General features: G+C 52.4%; 15 protein-coding genes and 1 pseudogene. 6 read left to right on the forward strand and 10 right to left on the reverse strand.

The genetic code is table 11. From position 1 onward, the window contains the following. Positions 1-125: 125 nt before the first annotated feature. The gene (locus tag AC07UY_RS07570; protein ID WP_003832453.1) at positions 126-572 is read left to right on the forward strand and encodes a DUF441 domain-containing protein; all 447 of its coding nucleotides are present in this window, start codon (positions 126-128) and stop codon (positions 570-572) included. On the opposite strand, the pseudogene AC07UY_RS07575 reads toward AC07UY_RS07570, so the two are convergent. Then, a pseudogene (locus AC07UY_RS07575) lies at positions 555-1,347 on the reverse strand (AraC family transcriptional regulator); the annotation flags it as partial. The gene AC07UY_RS07570 and the pseudogene AC07UY_RS07575 overlap by 18 nt on opposite strands. A 99-nt stretch (positions 1,348-1,446) precedes the next feature. Here AC07UY_RS07575 and AC07UY_RS07580 point away from each other — a divergent pair. Next, a complete protein-coding gene (locus AC07UY_RS07580; protein WP_494700986.1) occupies positions 1,447-2,634 on the forward strand; it encodes a CynX/NimT family MFS transporter in 1,188 nt (395 codons plus the stop codon). 34 nt (positions 2,635-2,668) lie between these two features. Here the strand turns inward: AC07UY_RS07580 and AC07UY_RS07585 are convergent, their stop codons facing one another. Beyond that, entirely contained in the window at positions 2,669-3,376 is a 708-nt protein-coding gene (locus tag AC07UY_RS07585) for a CTP synthase C-terminal region-related (seleno)protein (protein WP_494659886.1), read from the reverse strand. A gap of 190 nt (positions 3,377-3,566) precedes the next feature. Between AC07UY_RS07585 and AC07UY_RS07590 the strand changes: the two genes are divergently transcribed. Continuing rightward, the gene (locus tag AC07UY_RS07590) at positions 3,567-3,914 is read left to right on the forward strand and encodes a DUF488 domain-containing protein (protein WP_494659887.1); all 348 of its coding nucleotides are present in this window, start codon (positions 3,567-3,569) and stop codon (positions 3,912-3,914) included. A 5-nt stretch (positions 3,915-3,919) separates the two neighbouring features. Here the strand turns inward: AC07UY_RS07590 and AC07UY_RS07595 are convergent, their stop codons facing one another. Next, positions 3,920-4,171, reverse strand: coding sequence for a putative hemolysin (locus AC07UY_RS07595; RefSeq protein ID WP_494659888.1), 252 nt, complete (start codon positions 4,169-4,171; stop codon positions 3,920-3,922). A gap of 198 nt (positions 4,172-4,369) precedes the next feature. On the opposite strand from AC07UY_RS07595, the gene AC07UY_RS07600 reads away from it, so the two are divergent. Then, positions 4,370-5,383 carry a sensor domain-containing diguanylate cyclase gene (locus AC07UY_RS07600; protein WP_494700987.1) on the forward strand — a complete coding sequence of 338 codons (1,014 nt, stop codon included), beginning with the start codon at positions 4,370-4,372 and terminating at the stop codon, positions 5,381-5,383. 47 nt (positions 5,384-5,430) lie between these two features. Next, on the forward strand, positions 5,431-5,529 hold the full coding sequence (locus AC07UY_RS07605; protein ID WP_203358063.1) for a YoaK family small membrane protein: 99 nt from the start codon (positions 5,431-5,433) through the stop codon (positions 5,527-5,529). Positions 5,530-5,670: 141 nt separating this feature from the next. On the opposite strand, the gene AC07UY_RS07610 is transcribed toward AC07UY_RS07605, so the two are convergent. Beyond that, a complete protein-coding gene (locus tag AC07UY_RS07610; protein ID WP_203358064.1) occupies positions 5,671-5,919 on the reverse strand; it encodes a GlsB/YeaQ/YmgE family stress response membrane protein in 249 nt (82 codons plus the stop codon). Positions 5,920-6,409: 490 nt separating this feature from the next. Between AC07UY_RS07610 and fdhF the strand changes: the two genes are divergently transcribed. Next, entirely contained in the window at positions 6,410-8,557 is a 2,148-nt protein-coding gene (gene fdhF, locus AC07UY_RS07615) for a formate dehydrogenase subunit alpha (RefSeq protein WP_494659890.1), read from the forward strand. Positions 8,558-8,618: 61 nt separating this feature from the next. Here fdhF and AC07UY_RS07620 read toward each other — a convergent pair whose 3' ends face one another. The 6 genes from AC07UY_RS07620 to umuD form a co-directional block, all read right to left on the reverse strand. Beyond that, positions 8,619-9,263, reverse strand: coding sequence for a hypothetical protein (locus tag AC07UY_RS07620; RefSeq protein WP_494659985.1), 645 nt, complete (start codon positions 9,261-9,263; stop codon positions 8,619-8,621). A 227-nt stretch (positions 9,264-9,490) separates the two neighbouring features. Next, positions 9,491-9,673, reverse strand: a complete 183-nt coding sequence (locus tag AC07UY_RS07625; RefSeq protein ID WP_012132688.1) for a DUF1869 domain-containing protein — start codon at positions 9,671-9,673, stop codon at positions 9,491-9,493. Positions 9,674-9,676: 3 nt separating this feature from the next. Continuing rightward, positions 9,677-10,039, reverse strand: coding sequence for a DUF1971 domain-containing protein YeaR (gene yeaR, locus AC07UY_RS07630; protein WP_203358066.1), 363 nt, complete (start codon positions 10,037-10,039; stop codon positions 9,677-9,679). A 186-nt stretch (positions 10,040-10,225) separates the two neighbouring features. After that, positions 10,226-10,864, reverse strand: a complete 639-nt coding sequence (gene leuE, locus AC07UY_RS07635; RefSeq protein WP_192611979.1) for a leucine efflux protein LeuE — start codon at positions 10,862-10,864, stop codon at positions 10,226-10,228. 138 nt (positions 10,865-11,002) lie between these two features. After that, positions 11,003-12,268, reverse strand: a complete 1,266-nt coding sequence (gene umuC / locus AC07UY_RS07640) for a translesion error-prone DNA polymerase V subunit UmuC (protein ID WP_494700988.1) — start codon at positions 12,266-12,268, stop codon at positions 11,003-11,005. Continuing rightward, positions 12,252-12,686, reverse strand: coding sequence for a translesion error-prone DNA polymerase V autoproteolytic subunit (gene umuD, locus AC07UY_RS07645; protein WP_494659892.1), 435 nt, complete (start codon positions 12,684-12,686; stop codon positions 12,252-12,254). Before umuD ends, umuC begins: the two co-directional genes overlap by 17 nt. Positions 12,687-12,731: the final 45 nt, after the last annotated feature.

Consider the following 12,731-nt stretch of genomic DNA (forward strand, 5'->3'; position numbering starts at 1 on the left):
TTCAGTTTAAAAACCGACCTCGGGCATTCGCCTAAAAATAAAACCCGGCAACAAAAAAAGCCTGTTCAGCTACGCATTTACGCGTACAGTAAGCAGGCTTATCTTTTTTTGGCAAGGAAACCCCGATGTTTGATGTCACTCTGCTGATCCTACTCGGACTGGCGGCTCTCGGCTTTGTGAGCCATAACACCACTGTCGCCGTTTCAATTCTGGTGCTGATTATCGTACGCGTGACCCCGCTAAATACCTTTTTCCCGTGGATTGAGAAACAGGGTCTCACTGTGGGGATTATTATTCTGACAATTGGCGTTATGGCGCCCATCGCCAGCGGAACACTTCCCCCCTCCACGCTGATTCACTCCTTTGTGAACTGGAAATCACTGGTCGCCATTGCGGTGGGCGTATTTGTCTCCTGGTTAGGGGGACGTGGGGTAACGCTGATGGGCAGTCAGCCACAGCTTGTCGCCGGCCTGCTGGTGGGCACCGTCCTCGGCGTCGCTCTGTTTCGCGGCGTGCCGGTGGGTCCGCTTATTGCGGCGGGACTGGTTTCGCTGATTGTTGGGAAGCAGTAGTTAATCCCGTCAGATAACGGCCTGGTGTTTGTCCCAGGCCTTTTTTAAACATGGTGATAAACGCCGTCGTGGAATCATAACCCAGCGTTTGCGCCACCTGTTGAACGCCTTTACCGTCAATCAGCGCCTGTAACGCCAGGATAAGCTGTAACTGATGACGCCAGCGACGAAAACTGAGTCCTGTTTCCTTCACCACCAGTCGTGCCAGATTACGTTCGCTCATGGCAAACTCACTGGCCCACTGCCCCAGCGTCTGCCATTGGGCGGGCTCACGCGCCATCGTCGCCACCATTCGGCGAATTTTCGGATGCCCGGAGACCGGCAGCTGCATCTGCTCCTGGGGCTGCTGTGGAAGCTCATCAAACAGCACCTGCGTCAGTCGCTGTGTGGTCGGTTCTGTACGCTGAAGATCCGATCTGTCGGCCAGTGCTAAGATAAGCTCCCGGCACAGCGGGGCAATTTTCAACGTGCAACAGCGTTCCGGCATTTTTACCGCCTCTGGCTCTATAAACAAAAAGCACAGCTCAGCCCCGGCAGTAACATGGTTGCTGTGCACAATTCCACCGGGTATCCAGACGGCGTACTGCGGCGGCACCATCCACATCGCATTTTCAACTTCACAGGTGATCGCGCCATGCTGGGCGAGGATCAGTTGCCCCTTGCGATGCTGATGCAACGGGCTGAAAAGTTCGTCTTCTCTAGCGCGGATACAAAACGCGACGGCGACATCGTGGTGAAGATCGGGCTCATAGCCATCCAGTCTCAAACCAATCATCAACTTGTCCGATTTTAGCGATAATCTGTCATTTTAGCTTGATTCATCCAATCTGTAAAAACGGTAAGGTAGCGCCTCGCCTGACACGATGAGAAGACAATGACCCTTTCACCTGCATTACGCGGCAAAAATACCGCCTTACTGATTGCCGGTATCCTGATGATTGCCACCACGCTGCGCGTTACCTTCACCGGTGCGGCGCCGCTGCTGGAGGCTATCCGTGCTGATTACGGACTGACGACGGCCCAAACCGGTCTCCTGACTACTTTACCCTTGCTGGCCTTTGCGCTGGTTTCGCCTTTGGCAGCACCGATCGCTCGCCGATATGGTATGGAGCGCAGCTTGTTTGCCGCCATGCTGCTGATCTGCCTCGGGATCGGCGTACGCTCACTCCCCTCACCCTGCTTTTTATATAGCGGAACGGCGATCATCGGTTGCGGTATCGCCCTTGGTAATGTGCTGTTGCCAGGGCTTATCAAGCGCGATTTCTCGCAGCATGTGGCAAAACTGACCGGCGCCTATTCGCTGACGATGGGCGCTGCTGCCGCGCTCGGATCTGCACTGGTTGTACCGTTGGCGCTACACGGCTTTGGCTGGCGCGGCGCGCTACTCATGCTGATGGCCTTCCCGTTACTGGCCTTTCTCATCTGGCTACCCCAGTGGCACAATACCGCCCAGGCCAGTCTGAGTACCTCCCGGGCTTTGCACACCCGCGGTATCTGGCGTTCAGCCCTTGCCTGGCAGGTCACACTGTTTCTGGGTATTAACTCGCTGATTTATTACGTGATAATAGGCTGGCTGCCTGCGATTTTAATAAGCCAGGGCTACAGCGAATCGCAGGCAGGCTCCGTTCACGGTCTGTTGCAACTGGCGACCGCTGCACCTGGACTCCTGATCCCCCTGGTCCTGCACCGATTTAACGATCAACGCAGTATTGCCGCCGGGGTGTCGTTAATGTGCGCGATAGGTACCGCCGGAATCTGGCTAATGCCAGGACAAGCAGTGCTGTGGACGCTGCTGTTCGGATTTGGCTCCGGGGCAACGATGATCCTCGGGCTGACCTTTATCGGCCTGCGCGCCAGCTCTGCACACCAGGCGGCTGCGCTTTCGGGCATGGCACAATCGGTCGGTTACTTGCTCGCGGCATGCGGTCCGCCGCTGATGGGAAAAATTCACGACACCCGCGGAGACTGGCACATTCCGCTGATGGTGGTGGCGGTGTTATCTCTGGTGATGGCTGTGTTCGGACTCTGCGCCGGGAGAAACCGGGAGATCGCCACACAATAACGTTGCGGGCAGGTGTCATAACCTGCCCTTTTGTTTAACCTCGTGCGACCCGCAGCATCGCCTGCACCAGCGGCACCGGTTTGCCGGTCAGCGCGCCGCGTTCATGTTGAAAGAGCGTGCCGACAAAAAACGGATGCGTCACCAGTTCAATCGCGCGAACCTCGCCTGCTTCATCCCAGCCGGTCACCCGCAGATCGCCACGTTCAAGTTCGGCGGTAAATTCTTCAGACACGCCGTAGTTGCAGTGATAGCCCTCAGAGATCACCGTCTGCCCATACGCTTTGGCGATCAGCGTATTCGCCCGCAGTTCGATAGCCTCGGTTTTTTCCACCAGGGAACAGGCCAATGGCGCAATCACCATGCGGCCTGAAGTGTCGGTCTCAGCGTGTGCGGCATCGCGCCAGCCCACGACATTACGCGCATACTCCAGAATGGCATGCTGAAAGCCGCCACAGGTTCCGAGAAAAGGAATGCTGTTTTCCCGCGCATAGCGAATGGCGATCAGCGCGCCTTCCGTATTCTGATACGGACTGCCAGGCACTACCCAAATTGCATCGTAACCCACCAGATCTTCAGCGCTACCGATATCAGACGTCGTCAGCCAGTCGTAGTCGGCCATGAGCTCCAGCACCGCAGCGGCGTCATCAATCGCCAGGGGAATAGCCTGATGCGCCACGATCTCTGGGTTGTAATCACCCACCAGCGCAATGCGTAGCGTATCTTTAACAGGGGAGAATGCCATGAGGAGTTCCTTATGCCAGGACAATGAGAGACAACATAAGGAATCTCAAACTACCGATCTTTTGCGGTTTTCACAATCCCTTAATTTAGGGGGCGTCGTCGCCAGGCGCTATCGTGTTCGCGATGACGTCAGACCTGCTTTATGGTACTCATAGGGATCGGTTAACCCGCCGAATGGATGAGAGGGAAACATGAAAATTCAGTGTAAACGCGTTTATGACCCGGCAGATCAAAGCGATGGATATCGTGTGCTTGTCGACAGGTTATGGCCACGCGGGATCAAAAAAACGGATCTTGCGTGTGATGAGTGGGATAAAGCCCTGACGCCGTCGACCGAATTGCGTAAAGCCTTTCACTCTGAAGCGATAGATTTCACACACTTTTCAGAACAGTACCGCGCAGAGCTGGCGCAATATACGCAGGAAGGCCAACGGCTGGCGGACATTGCCCGCCAGCAAACGCTAACGCTGCTGTATTCAGCAAAAAACACCGGGCAAAACCATGCTCTCGTGTTAGCCGAGTGGTTACGCGGTTTTTAATTCACTCATTTGTTGGTCGGATGATCTCTGCGCCAGAGCGCCCACTCATCGATGACTTCCCCGCCAGGCAGTTTGCAGTCTGCACGCGCGCCTTGTGGGGTCTGAACCGGCACGAGCGTTCCGCCTTTTTGTTCACAATAGACCGCCGCAGGATTCGCCATACCGACCTGAGGGGGTTTAGGGGCATCAGGCAGTGTTGACGATGAACATGCAGCCAGTCCCAGAATACAAGGCAGCACGGCAAGAATGAATTTCATAGAATCTCCCATTAACGCAATATCCGGACAGGGTAACCCGTCTGATAAGGCATCTCCATGTTTTATTGGCATCTTTTCCCTGTTACTCACTTTCTGGCAGAACAGATACATTTCATTTGTCAAAGTGATACTCTACCTGCCCAGCAAAGCAGAAATTTTCAGCACACTGTGCTACCAATCAGGGAGAACCTTCGCGTCATGCCAGATATGATCCTCGCCCGCGTCTCGCAATCACTCGCCACCGAACAGTCTCTGGAAAGCCTGGTTCGGCAACTTCTGGAGATGCTGGAGATGGTGACCGAGATGGAATCAACCTATCTGACGAAGGTCGATCTCGACGCCCGTTTGCAACACATCTTGTATGCCCGTAACAGCAAGCAGATGCACATTCCTGAAGGATTGTCCGTGCCCTGGGATGAAACGTTATGTAAACGCGCAATCGACGATAACTGTTTTTACAGTGATAACGTCCCGGAGCGCTGGCCGGATTGCACCGCCGCCCAGGCGCTGGAAATCACCACATTTTTAAGCACGCCGGTTCATCTTCCGGACGGCACGTTTTACGGTACGCTGTGCGCCACCAGTAAGCAGCAACATAAATTGAGTCACCGTGGAGAACAGGTATTGCATCTGTTTGCCGGACTCATTGCCCAGTATATTCAGAAAGAGTCACTGGTTTCTCAACTGCAATCGGCCAATGCGGCGCTTATCGCGTACTCGTATACTGATGCACTCACCCGCTTACCAAACCGACGGGCCATTTTTGAGAATATGGACACCCTTTTCTCACTGGCCAGCCATCTGAATCGCAACGTCATTGTGGCGTATATCGATCTGGATCATTTTAAACAGATCAACGATCGCTTTGGGCACGAAGCTGGCGACCAGTTTCTAATCCAGGTCGGCCAGCGCCTGACCGACTGGCGCAGCGAAAACGACATTATTGGCCGCTTAGGCGGCGATGAGTTTCTGGCCGTGTGTCTTGCCGATGAAAATGAGCTCAGTCTGCAAACGTTAAAAGACCGGCTACAGCAGCAGATTCGTGGGGAGTACCAGGTCGAGGGCGAGGTTCTGTTTTACCCTGGCGCCAGCCTCGGCGTTATTGAAATCAATCCTCGTGAGACGGACGTTGACAGCGCCCTTCGCGCGGCGGATAGCGCCATGTATCAGGATAAAAAGCGCAAAGATAAAACACCTTTTGTCACGCATTGAGCCCTGCTATTCTGGCGCGTCATCAAATAACACAATCAGGTGGTAGCATGAGATTGGGTATTGTTTTTCCTGTCGTCATTTTTATTACAGCGGTTATTTTCTTAGCGTGGTTTTGTATTGGTGGTTACGCAACCCCCGGAGCATAACGGTGAAAAAAACAACGCTTATCATGATCGGCGTGGCCATTATTGCGCTAGTGGGAACGGCGCTGGGTTGGTGGTAACGGCGGTCATTTAAAATAATAAAGGCCACCGTCGGTAGCCTTTTTATCTTGCGATACGCTTCGTTTAGCTTTTGATTTTTCTGTAGATAAACAGAACAACAATGGCACCAATAACGGCGACGGCAAAACTGCCAAAGTTGAAACCGTCAACTTTGCCAAATCCGAGAAGTGTGCTGATCCATCCCCCAACCACGGCACCGACGACCCCGAGAATGATCGTCATAAAGAAACCACCGCCATCCTTACCAGGCATAATCCACTTCGCCAGAATACCTGCAATAAGCCCAAAGATAATCCATGAAATAATGCCCATTCTTTCCTCACTTATGTTTTTACGTCAGCGATTAATTCGCTGCTAAAAAGAATAGCACATGGACAGAAAATTGAAATTTGTGATCAGCATCACCTTTCAGTATTTCACGTTCTTCCGTTATTCGATCAAATAAACACACATAAAAGACAGGGTTGAAATGTTAGATGATAAAGATTATCTTTCTCATTACCAAATAGTTGAGTAAATAACTCGGGTATTTGGTACGACATTGCTCACATTGCTTCCAGTATGTTTTGCCCGCCTCAATGAGTGCGGGCTTTTTTTTGACATCTGCCCGTCATTTCTGTCGATCCGTCTGTCATTTCTCGCCCACCTTCTCAGCAAAGCCCCGCCGTCTCTGGTTTTCCGCTTTTGGCACAATTTATGCTTAGCTTCCTCTGTCGCTACGACAAAACGAAGTCCATCGCCTGTAATGCGCTGACTTCTTCTTCAATTCGCGCTATTTCAGCATTTAACAGGTCTGTTATTGATGAAAAAAATCACCAGTGTGTGCCCTTATTGCGGGGCCGGGTGCAAGCTCACGCTTGTTGTTGAAAATAACAAAATCATCCGCGCCGAAGGTGCAGAAGGTGTAACGAATCAGAATCAGCTATGCCTGAAGGGATTTTATGGTTGGGATTTTCTTAACGACACACGTCTTCTGACGCCGCGTCTGACCCGCCCAATGATTCGCTATGAAAAAGGCGGCAAACTCACCCCTGTGAGTTGGGATGAAGCCATCCGCTATACCGCAACGCGTTTGTCAGAAATTAAAGCGGCCTTCGGCCCTCGCGCCATCATGACCACCGGTTCTTCCCGCGGGACAGGGAATGAGACGAACTACGTCATGCAGAAATTTGCCCGCGCCGTGCTGAATACCAACAATGTCGATTGCTGCGCTCGCGTGTGCCATGGCCCTTCCGTTGCTGGTTTGCAGGAGACGCTGGGCAACGGCGCAATGAGCAACGCGATTAGCGATATTGAAAACTCTAAATGCCTGCTCATTTTTGGCTACAACTGCGCCGACTCCCACCCAATCGTGGCGCGCCGGGTCATTAAGGCGCGTCAGAACGGCGCCAAAATTATCGTGTGCGATCCAAGGCGCATTGAGACGGCCCGCATTGCTGACCAGCATCTGCAACTGAACAACGGCTGCAATATGGCGCTGGTCAACGCCTTTGGCTATGTCCTGATTGATGAGCAGCTTTATGATCGGGAGTATGTGTTAAAACACACCGAAGGGTTCGAGGATTACTGGCAAACCGTGAAGGATTTTTCGCCAGAATCCGTCGAACACCTGACCGGCGTCCCTGCACAACAGGTACGTCAGGCTATGCGGACTTTCGCCGCCGCCCCTTCTGCGACGGTGATGTGGGGAATGGGCGTAACGCAGTTTGGTCAGGCCGTTGACGTCGTTCGCGGTCTGTCGAGCCTGGCCTTGCTGACCGGAAATCTGGGGCGTCCTCATGTCGGCGTCGGGCCGGTTCGCGGTCAGAATAACGTGCAAGGGGCGTGCGATATGGGCGTGTTGCCCAATCAATTCCCCGGTTATCAAGACGTGACGGATCCCGCAGTCAGAGAGAAATTTGCGCGCGCCTGGGGCATTGATGCCGCGCTGATGGACGATAAAGTCGGCACCCGTATTACTGAGGTGCCTCATCTGGCGCTCGAAGGTAAAGTCAAAGCTTACTACATCATGGGGGAAGATCCGCTGCAAACAGAGGCCGATCTGGGGCTGGTACGTTCAGGCTTCGACGCGCTGGATTTTGTCGTGGTGCAGGATATCTTCATGACCAAAACGGCAGAAGCGGCGGATGTGATTCTGCCCGCCACCTCGTGGGGTGAACACGGAGGTGTCTTTACCTGCGCCGATCGTGGTTTCCAGCGTTTTGAAAAAGCCATTGAGCCGACTGGCGATGTGAAGCGTGACTGGGAGATAATCAGCCTGCTCGCCACCGCAATGGGCTACCCCATGAAGTATGAAAATAATCAGCAAATCTGGGATGAGATGCGCGAGTTATGCCCGCTGTTCTACGGTGTGACGTACGAAAAAATGGGCGATATGGGGCATATTCAGTGGCCGTGTCCTGACCTTGATCACCCCGGCACCCCGTATCTTTATCTGCACAGCAAATTTGATACGCCCAGCGGGAAAGGCAAGCTGTTTGCCGCCCCGTGGCGCGCGCCTGCTGAGGTGCCGGATGAGGATTTCCCGATGGTGCTTTGCACCGTGCGTGAAGTCGGACACTATTCCTGCCGTTCCATGACCGGTAACTGCGCGGCGTTACAGGCGCTGGCTGATGAACCGGGGAATGTGCAAATCAACGGACTTGATGCGGAAAAACTGGGGATTCGCCATCGCGATCTGGTCTGGGTCAGTTCTCGTCGCGGCAAGGTGATCAGCCGTGCCGACGTCTCAGACCGTATTAACCGTGGCGCAGTTTACATGACGTATCAATGGTGGATTGGCGCCTGCAATGAGCTGACTCAGGATAACCTGGATCCCATCTCAAAAACGCCTGAAACAAAGTACTGCGCCGTGAAAATTGAGCCGATTGCCGATCAGCGCTGGGCGGAAAACTATGCTGTAGACACTTACACGGCGATGAAATCGCGTCTCTGTGAGGCCATCGCGTAAGCGTCATTATCTCGCCTGGGTCCGTATTTGCGGACTCAGGCTACCTGCATCGGCTAACGCACTATTTCGCGAACTGCACATCACCGACCCGGGACGTGGCATTCTCGCCCACTCTCTCCCGCTGCATAAACCCCAACGTAATTAAAAATAATCCCAACATAAACGGCAATTCATATAGCTCTTCAATCAGATCGGCATAGTGCAGGTTGTGCAGGAAAACGGGCGCCATCAAACGATGATGCTCTACGGCGTCGGAAATCAAAAACGTCGCGGCGGTGACAGCAAACAGCCACAACGGGAACGGCTCTTCACGCAGTCGACGCACAATCTCGTGACGCAGCGTTTTCGAGAAAAATACCGGTAGTGCGAGTGCTGCGATCAATATCACCGAGATAACCCTGAAGATGATTCTGGGCTCGTCCGGGAAATAAGCGCGTCCCCAACTGGTGCTTCGCCCCAGGAGCACCAGCCACCATACAACGGCCCAGAGCCAAAACTGTTTTGCCCCTTCCGGGCGAGAGAGTGGCTTGATATACCAGGCGGTAAACAATGCGCCAAACAGCAACCATAGCGCTTGTCCATTTTCAATCCACGTCACCACGACGCCATCAAGCAGGGGAAGATGCCAGTCAGCAGTGAAGGGGATAACTATCGCGGCCAGTACAAGCAGCACCGTTATCGAGGTGATTCGGGTATCAAGTTTCATAAGCATTTTAGTCTGTTCCGCTTTCGATACCTGAATCATAAGTTTTATGAATATTCATTCATTAGCAATCTATGCCATATTCTTAAGGTTTTCTTAATATTTTATTTCTACTGATGTCAGCGGGTAAGGTAGTCTGCCAGACCGTTAACAAAAAAGCCGCACAGCGCGGTCATCACGCTATGCGGCTTAGAGGACTGAAAGCGTTACGCTTTCGTTAGCTGGCTGAGTTACCAGCCGCAAACATCATGTTCATTTTCCGTGTCGTATGAACGCACGGTATTAACCAGGTCTTTGACGACTTCTGCGGCGACATCCGGCACCAGCAAGGTCATCGGCGCTTCAGTTTCATAATCGACCGAAACGCCATTACTGTTGTTGGTCACCGTCACGGTATATGTTGCTTTACCCATGGTTTACTCCTTCCCGGTGCGAATGACTTTCCGTTGGTTTGCGCTTTCCAGTAACACTTCCGGGGCAACGAAAAAATCGATGTTAAAGTAAGTGTCGTCAGTCATCACTTCGATGTTATGCCACTTTTCCGGTGGGAAAACGCCAAACTGACCGGCTTCAATAATCATCACCTTTTCTGGCTCGGGACTGTGTTCATCGGCATATCCGAGATATTTGACCGCCCCCTGCATGACCGACAAACGGGGATACACGCCCGGTCGGGTTCCTTTATCAAGGTGGCGTTCGAAAATTCCGGCGGGCGCTGTCTCTTTGTTCCAGAATGGCGTGGCGCGTGTGTGAATATGATTCTGTGGAATTTGAAGCATTGTCTTCCCTCTTTCCATCAACAACGCAGCGTATTTCATTTATCGCTGCTGTAAGAAGGTTACTCCTCATAATATGCATTTAAAATACCATTTATTGGTTATTTTAAAGGTTTATACATCAGGGCTGTATCTTGATTTGCGGGAGGAAAAGACAGAGGCCCGTCAGAATAAACGGGCCTGCAGATATTACGACTGCAGCGTCGCCAGACGCGCGGCAAAACCGACGAAAATCAAACCAATCAGAGAATTGCCGACTTTCGCCAGTTTCTTTTTAGTCCGAATATATTGCGTCACAAACGCCCCCGAAATAATCAGGAAGCTCAGGTAGAAGAAGCTCACCACTTCCAGCGAGATAGCCAGAATCAAAAATGACAGCCCCGTATGCGGCGCGTTCACATCAATAAATTGCACGAAGAACGACACGTAAAAAAGGATCGCTTTTGGGTTGGTCAGGCTCAGAACTAAGGCGCGTTTAAAAATCGCACCAAAAGGGACATCCTCGCCAGTCGACGCGTTTTCTTTTGATTTCAGCGTCGCGTAGAGCATCTTTGCGCCCAGATAAAGCAGATACAATGCGCCGAGATAGCGAACAATACTAAACAGCACCGGCGTCGTTTTAATCATCGTTGCAACGCCGGCGTAAGCGAGAAACATCAGCACCGCATCGCCAATAAACACGCCGCTTGCCGCGAGATACCCACCTTTCATCCCACGCCCAACGCTATTTTTCAGCACAAAAAATGTATTAGGACCAGGGACCAGAACGATAAAAATTGCCCCGACCAGATACGTCCAGTAATTCAGAACTCCATACTCTGCGAACACGTTAACCTCTTCCTGAAAAAAACAGATACGCCTAGCTGCGAAACAATATGCTAACGAATGCGTCTGATGATGGAAAGGAAAATCAGGACTCACCGCCATACCCAGTACATTACTCCGAAAAACAGGCAATAAAGCAGCCTATTTCACCACCGGTAAATCTGAAAACCGAGTGGTATAGCGTGGGGAGAGCATTTCCCGTTTCATTTGCCATTGCTGCTGTACCCCCTGCCCGGCAAAATAGAGGGTGCCTCTCCCCTTTTTGCTGTTGAGGTGATCCAACACCGCCATTAATTGCTCACTGTTGGGGCGTGGGGCGTTTTCATCAAACAAGTTTAGCTGAGCAATCCCCTGGCTAAAAAAATCACTGAGCATGACGCCTGCTTTCATATAGCGAAAACCGTCTTTCCAGATCCTGTCCAGCGCACTGCAGGCAACACGAATAATGTCGCGGGTATCCTGAGACGGAATCGTTAACTGACCACCGGCCTGCGGCGCGTAAAATACCTCATTTTCGGCATGCGGGCTGGTTCGCATAAAGACGCTGATAGCGCAGCAGTACTGTCGTTCTGCCCGCAGTTTTTCCGCCGCGCGTTCAGCGTACATACAAATCGCCTGATGCATCTCGTCGTAGTGGGTGATGCGATGGCCGAATGACCGGCTACAAATAATCTGCTGTTTGGTGGGGGCAAACTCATCAAATGCCAGACAAGACTCCCCGCGAAGCTCACGCACGGTACGTTCCGTCACCACGCTGAAGTGTTTACGCATCACCCAGAGAGAGCTGTCAGCCAATTGCAGCGCCGACGTAATGCCCATCGCATTGAGTTTCTTACTGGTACGCCGCCCTATCCCCCAGACTTCTTCAACAGGGACGTGCGCAAGAAGTTTTCTCTGACGCAACGAGTCTGAGAGATCAACCACGCCGCCGGTCTTTTGCCATGTTTTCGCCGCAAAATTGGCGACTTTAGCCAGCGTTTTGGTCTGCGCAATGCCTACGCCAACGGTCAACCCCGTGTTCTTTCGTATCTGTTGACGAATTTGGTGCCCAAACGCCTCGAGCGAGTAACCACGCCTGATCCCTGACAGATCGATAAACGCTTCATCAATGGAATAGACCTCAACCGACGGCGCCATTTCTGCCAGCGTCAGCATTACACGGTGGCTGAGATCGGCATAAAGCGCATAATTTGAGCTAAAGACCGCGACGTGCTGACGCCGTAATTCATCTTTCACTTTGAAATAAGGCGCCCCCATTTTGATGCCGAGCGCTTTTGCCTGTGCCGATCGCGAAATAATGCATCCGTCGTTGTTTGAAACCACCACCACCGGTTTTCCCTCGAGATCCGGTCGAAAGACCGTCTCACAAGACGCATAAAAACTGTTTACATCAACCAGCGCGAACATGTCTGTGTGATTTCAACGTAAATGTCACAACGCCAAAGAGTTGCAGCTCTTCCTCGCTCTGCAACACGATGGGGGAATAATGCGGGTTGTGGGGAACGAGCTGAAGACGGGGCCGCGTGTGTAGCTCCTTCACGGTAAATTCCCCCGCCACGGCCGCCACCACAATATCGCCATGCGTCGCCGTCAACGAACGGTCAACCACCAATAGATCGCCATCGCTGATACCGGCGCCTACCATCGAGTCACCGCTGACCCTAAGGAAGTATGTTGCCCCCGGATGCTTCACCACCAGGGTGTTAAGATCGAGACTGTCCTCAACATAGTCTTGCGCCGGGCTGGGAAACCCGCATGAAACACGCTCCAGAAACAGAGGTAACGTAATGATGTCATTACGTTCACAGGAAAAAATATCATTCATCACGGCCAAACCAATAAACACTGTACATATAAACAGTATGTTGTA

The sequence above is a fragment of the Citrobacter sp. GW821-FHT02E08 genome, from assembly GCF_059421685.1.